The sequence below is a fragment of the Aquabacterium sp. A08 genome (genome assembly GCF_011742065.1).
Genome location: NZ_JAAQQT010000663.1, coordinates 1 through 5,613 on the forward strand (window position 1 = coordinate 1; position 5,613 = coordinate 5,613).

Sequence of the window (5,613 nt, forward strand, 5' to 3'; positions counted from 1 at the left end):
CCATGCGGGCGGGGTCGGCCCGGCACTGCAGCAGGTGACAGGGTGCGCTGGCCTGCCCGGCCATGGCACGCATGGCCTGGCGTTCGGCATGGTGCAGGAAGGCGGCGTCCACCACCACCGACACGCCGGCGTCCAACAAGGGGCGCGCCAGCGCCTGCAGGTGGGCGTAGGTGCGCTGCGTGGCTGGCGGGGTGTACAGCGCCGGGCCGCCGCGCTCGGTGGGGTCCAAGCCGTGCAGGCGCTTGCGCTCCACGTCGGAGCGCAAGCGCACCGCCGCCTGGCCCCGGGCGGCCAAAGCGTCGCACACCAGCGCCGCCACGGTGGACTTGCCCGAGCCGCTGGGCCCCTGCGTCAGCACCAGGCGCGGCGGCGCGGGTGGGGCCAGCACCGCTTCGGCGCAGCGCCAGTAGCGCTCCAGCACACCGGGCACGGCGCCACTCAACAGGGCCACCTGCGCGCGCACCAGCGCGCGGTAGGCCACCCACAGGCGCCACCCGGCCAGCCCGGCGTGGTCGCCCATGCGTTCGGCGTAGGCGCCCCAGAAGCGCCAGGCCAGCACCGGCAACCCGTGTGCCAGCAGGTCCATGGCGGCAAAGGCGGCGTCGTTCATGGTGTCCACGGTGCGCAGTTCGGCGCTGAACTCGATGGCGTCAAACGCCAGCGGGCGGCCCAGCCACTGCACGATGTTGCCCAGGTGCAGGTCGCCGTGGCCTTCGCGCACATGGCCCTGGGCCTGGCGGGCCGCCAGCCAAGGCCGCAGGGCTTGCAGCAGGGCCAGCACGCGGTCGCTCACCGTGTGCCAACGGGGGGCGTCCAGCCAGGCCGGGCGCTGCGGGTGCTGTGCAATGGCTTGCAGGCTGGCCTGCAGCCAGTGCGCCAGGCCGTGCACTGGGCCCTGGCCCGGCGCGGGCGCCGGCACCGGCGGCAGGCCGGTGTGGAAGTCGGCCAGGTGGGCGGCCAGCGCTTCGGCGTCGGCCGGGGTCAACAAGCCTGCGGCGGCGCGCTCGGCCCACAAGGCACCGGGCGGGAAGCGCCGCATGCGCAGCACCCAGTCGGTGGCGGTGGCCTTGTCACTGGCGGCCAAGGCGGCGGCGGGGTCGCGCAGAAACACCTCTACTGGGTGGCTCAGGGGCCGCACGTCCAGGTACAGCTCGGGTGCGGTGCGGCGGTTCAGGCGCAGTTCTTCCAGGCAAAAATGCCGGCGCGCCGCCGCGGTGGAAAAGTCCAGAAACGGCCACACCACCGGCTTTTTCAGCTTGTAGGCCCAGTCACCGGCCAGCAGCACGGTGGAAATGTGGGTGTCGTGGCGTTCGGGGGGCATGCTCAACCGGGGTGGCCGGTCAGGGGCACGAACGGGGCGCGCGCGGCGTGGGCCAGGCCATCGGTCAGCTGCGCCAGCAACTGCACCAGCTGCTGTTGCTGCGGGGGCGCCAAGGGCTGCAACAGCCGCTGGTAAGCGGCCTGGGCGGCCTGCTGGGCCTGGGCCAAGGTGTCGTGCCCAGCCACCGTCAGTTGCACCGCCAGCTGGCGCGCGTTGCCGGGCACCGGGGCACGCTCCACCAGCCCGCGCGCCTGCAGCCCGCGCAGCACGCGCAGGGCCGTCACCTTGTCAAAGGCCAGCGCCCGGGCCAGGCGGGTCTGGTCCAGTCCGGGGGCGGCGGCCAGCACCGTCATGGCGCCGTACTGCGCCTGGGTCAGGCCCAGCGGGGCGCAGGCGTCCTCGAACACGGCGGCCGAAATCTGGTGCGCGCGGCGCAGCAGGAAACCCGGCCGGGCGTACAGCTGGGCCAGGGTTTCCAGAGGAGGGGCGGCAGCGTTCATCCCTAGGGATTCTATGGATGCGTCACACACCCACACAAGGCGAAAATTGTTTGCATGCTAACAAAGGAGACCGCCCCATGACCCCACCCACCACCACCCCCCACGGCCTGCGCCGCCGCGCCGTGCTGGGCAGCGCCCTGCTGGGCGGCCTGGCCGCCAGCGTGCCCGCCTGGGCACAGGCTGCGGCGGCCGCGCCGATCCGCCTGGTGGTGCCGTTCACGCCCGGCACCGGCATCGACCTGATCGCCCGCACCGTCGGCCCCAAGCTGGCCGAACGGCTGGGCCGCCCCGTCATGGTGGACAACAAGCCCGGCGCGTCGGGCAACATCGGCACCGAAACCGTGGTGCGCGCCGCGCCCGACGGCGCCACCCTGCTGGTGAGCGTGAGCACCCTGGTCATGAACCGCAGCCTCTACCCCAGCCTGCCGTTCGACCCCCTGCGCGACCTGGTGCCCGTGGCCCGCACCAGTTGGGGCCAGCTGGTGTTGGTCACCCACCCCAAAACCGGGTTCAAAACCGCCGCCGACCTGGTGGCCCACGCGCACAAACACCCCGGGCGGCTGAACTATTCCTCGCCCGGTGTGGGCACGCCGCACCACCTGTCCATGGAGCTGTTCAAGAACACGGCGGGCGTGTTCCTCACCCACATTCCCTACCGGGGCACCGGCCCGGCCCTGGCCGACCTGGTGGGCGGCCAGGTGGACGCCATGTTCCTGCCCATCCACGTGGCGCTGGGGCAAATCAAGGCCGGACGGCTGGTGGCCCTGGGCCTGGGCAGCGACCAACGCCACCCCCTGCTGCCCGACCTGCCCACCCTGGCCGAAGCCAAGGCCGGCAACGTGAACGTGGACATGTGGTATGGCGTGTTCGCCCCCAAAGGCACGCCCGAGGCGGTGGTCAACACCCTCAACACCGAACTCAAAACCATCCTGGCCAGCGACGACGTGCGCCGCGCCTTCGAGCCCCAGGGCATGGACCCCAGCCACAGCACCCCACAGGAATTTGCCCAACTGGTGCAGCGCGACGCCGAACGCTGGGCCCGCCTCATCCAGGCGCAAAACATCAAGGCCGAATGATGAGCCATGCAGCCCCCTTGAACATTGCCATTGTGGGCGGCGGCATAGCCGGCCTGGCCCTGGCGTTGGGCCTGCACCAGCGCGGCCTGGCCTGCCAGGTGTACGAAGCCGTGCCCGAGGTCAAGGAAATCGGCGTCGGCATCACCCTGCTGCCGCACGCCATGCGCGAGCTGCGCGACCTGGGCCTGCAAGCCGAACTGGAAGCGGTGGCCATCGAAAACCTCGAAAGCGTGTTCTACAACCGCTGGGGCCAGTTCATTTACCGCGAACCGCGCGGCCGCCACGCCGGTTACGACGTGCCGGAGCTGGGCATCCACCGCGGCAAGCTGCACCAGGTGCTGTACCGCGCCGCCGCCGCCCGGCTGGGCGCCCAGGCCCTGCACACCGGGCACCGTTGTGTGCGCTTCGAGCAAGACGCCACCGGCGTGACCCTGCACTTCGCCCCCGACGCCACCGGCCACACCCCCGCCCCGGTGCGGGCCGACGTGGTGGTGGCCTGCGACGGCGTCAACTCCGCCATTCGGCGCCAGCTGTTCCCGCAAGACGCGGTCTGCTTCGCCGGCATCAACACCTGGCGCGGCGTCACGGTGCACAAACCCATCCTCACCGGCAAAAGCTACCTCCGCATCGGCTCCATCGACACCGGCAAAATGGTCATCTACCCCATCGTGGACAACGTGGACGGCCAGGGCAACCAGCTCATCAACTGGGTGGCCGAAATCCGCCGGCCCGACGCCGCCATGAACGACTGGAACCAGCCCGGCCGGCTGGACGACTTTTTGCCCACCTTTGCCGATTGGCGCTACGACTGGCTGGACGTGCCGGCGTTGATACGCCACGCGACGCAGGTGTTCGAGTACCCCATGGTGGACAAAGACGCCCTGCCCCGCTGGAGCCACGGCCGGCTGACGCTGATGGGCGACGCCGCCCACCCCATGTACCCCCGCGGCTCCAACGGTTCGGCCCAGGCGCTGCTGGACGCCCGCACCCTGGCCGACCTGCTGGCCCACACCGCCGACCCGATGGAAGCCCTGCAACGCTACGAGGCCGCCCGCCTACCCGCCACCGCCCGCGTGGTGGAAACCAACCGCAGCCAGCCGCCCGACGCCATCATCATGAAGGCCGACGAACTGAGCGGCGGCCAGCCCTTTGGCCACATCGACGAACTGATTGGCCAGGACGAGCTGCGGGCAATTTCGGACCGCTACCAACAGGTGGCGGGGTTTGCATTGAAGTGAAGCGGGCAAGAAAAAACCCACCGGGTTGCCCCGGTGGGTTTTGGCGTTCAAACCTCTAGCTGGCTAGGCCAGCGTCAAGATTAGAAGGTGTGCTTCACGCCCACAGCGTACAGGGTGTCCTTGGCAGAACCGGTGACGCCATCAAAAGTGACCTTGGTCTGGCTGTAACCTGCATAGGCGGTGGTGCGCTTGGACAGCGAGTAGTAAGCAGCGAAGCCGAAGGACTTGGCTTTGGCAACGTTTTCACCGTCGATTTTCAGCTTGGCTTGACCGTAGCCAGCGCCAACGGAAATGTTGGCAGCCACCGGAACTTCAACGCCGAAGGTGTATTCGTTGGACTTCAGATCGCCACCGAGAACAGACAGCTTGGCTTTGTTGTAGGTGGCCAGCAGCTTAGCAACGCCCAGGTCGTAGGAACCAGAAATCTGGTTGTTGGTCAGCTTGGAATCCGGATCCAAATCAGCCAAGGTCACGCCGATGAATTCGCCAACCAGACCTTCGGCGTCCAGACCAACTTTGGTGCCGTCTTCGCCCACTTTTTCCTTCTGGTGAGCAAATGCAACAGAAATCGGGCCGTTGTTGTAAGCCACGTTCAGGGCAAACACGTTGCTGGATTCGTCGCCAGCAACAGCTTTGTCTTCACCCAGCGAGTAGGACACAGCACCGGTGAAACCACCGAAGGAGGGGCTGATGTACTTGATGGTGTTGTTCGGGTTGTCGGTGTAGCCGAAAGCCGAAGGACGAGCGGTGAATGCGCTGTCGAAGTTGTTGTTGTGGGCACCCCAGACGTCGTCGTAGGCGGTCCAGTTCTTGCCCAGTTGCACTTCACCGAAGCCACCGGCCAGGCCGATGTAAGCGGTGCGGTCACCCAGAGAGGTGGGTGCCGGCGAATCGATGGCAATCTTGGTTTCGATCTGGAAGTTGGCCTTCAGACCGCCGCCCAGGTCTTCCGTGCCACGGAAGCCGATGCGGCTGGTGTCCCAACCGCCGCTGCCCATTTCAGTGGTGGACTCTTTGAAAGTAGCACCACCGCCGATGTTGTCTTTGAAGGTGGACTTGCCAACCCACACGTCAGCGATACCGTAGATGGACACGCTGGACTGGGCCATGGCGGCGCCGGAAGCGGCCAGAACGGCCAGAGCGATCAGAGACTTTTTCATGAGAAACCTTCCTTGAAAAGTTGAACCCGGTGAACCGGGCGAGGGCCCTGAAGCGAACCCACGCAGCAAATCCTAACGGCGACGGGCCAGAATCTCTAGGGATAACCCGGAAAACCCGCATCCACCGTCCCAAAGTGTCTTTTTTTTGACACAACACAACGCACAAGGGGGCCGAAGCCCCCTTGCATGTATCCAAACGTGACGAGAACGCAGGGATCAGAAGTCGTGGCGGATGCCAGCGGCGTACAGGCGCTCGTCGGCCGACTTAACGCCGGTCACAGCGTTCTTGCGGCTGGTGTCGCGCCAGCCGGCGTACAG

General features: G+C 67.6%; 5 protein-coding genes. 2 read left to right on the forward strand and 3 right to left on the reverse strand.

What is annotated here, in order from left to right:
• Together HA630_RS16000 and HA630_RS25670 are read right to left on the reverse strand one after the other, a co-directional pair.
• The coding region (locus tag HA630_RS16000; RefSeq protein WP_208300117.1) for a bifunctional aminoglycoside phosphotransferase/ATP-binding protein at positions 1-1,321 on the reverse strand (1,321 nt) is incomplete at its 3' end.
• Positions 1,322-1,323: 2 nt separating this feature from the next.
• Positions 1,324-1,821 carry a MarR family winged helix-turn-helix transcriptional regulator gene (locus HA630_RS25670; RefSeq protein ID WP_166835892.1) on the reverse strand — a complete coding sequence of 166 codons (498 nt, stop codon included), beginning with the start codon at positions 1,819-1,821 and terminating at the stop codon, positions 1,324-1,326.
• Positions 1,822-1,898: 77 nt separating this feature from the next.
• Between HA630_RS25670 and HA630_RS16010 the strand changes: the two genes are divergently transcribed.
• The gene (locus tag HA630_RS16010; protein WP_166835890.1) at positions 1,899-2,897 is read left to right on the forward strand and encodes a tripartite tricarboxylate transporter substrate binding protein; all 999 of its coding nucleotides are present in this window, start codon (positions 1,899-1,901) and stop codon (positions 2,895-2,897) included.
• 17 nt (positions 2,898-2,914) lie between these two features.
• A complete protein-coding gene (locus HA630_RS16015; protein ID WP_166835940.1) occupies positions 2,915-4,135 on the forward strand; it encodes a flavin-dependent oxidoreductase in 1,221 nt (406 codons plus the stop codon).
• Between the two features lie 80 nt (positions 4,136-4,215).
• On the opposite strand, the gene HA630_RS16020 is transcribed toward HA630_RS16015, so the two are convergent.
• Entirely contained in the window at positions 4,216-5,295 is a 1,080-nt protein-coding gene (locus tag HA630_RS16020; protein ID WP_166835942.1) for a porin, read from the reverse strand.
• Between the last annotated feature and the right edge of the window lie 318 nt (positions 5,296-5,613).

Excerpts from the sequence above, each read along its gene's own strand:
- HA630_RS25670 (WP_166835892.1), bottom strand. The coding sequence starts at position 1,821 with ATGAACGCTGCCGCCCCTCCTCTGGAAACCCTGGCCCAGCTGTACGCC.
- HA630_RS16010 (WP_166835890.1), top strand. The coding sequence starts at position 1,899 with ATGACCCCACCCACCACCACCCCCCACGGCCTGCGCCGCCGCGCCGTG.
- HA630_RS16020 (WP_166835942.1), bottom strand. The coding sequence starts at position 5,295 with ATGAAAAAGTCTCTGATCGCTCTGGCCGTTCTGGCCGCTTCCGGCGCC.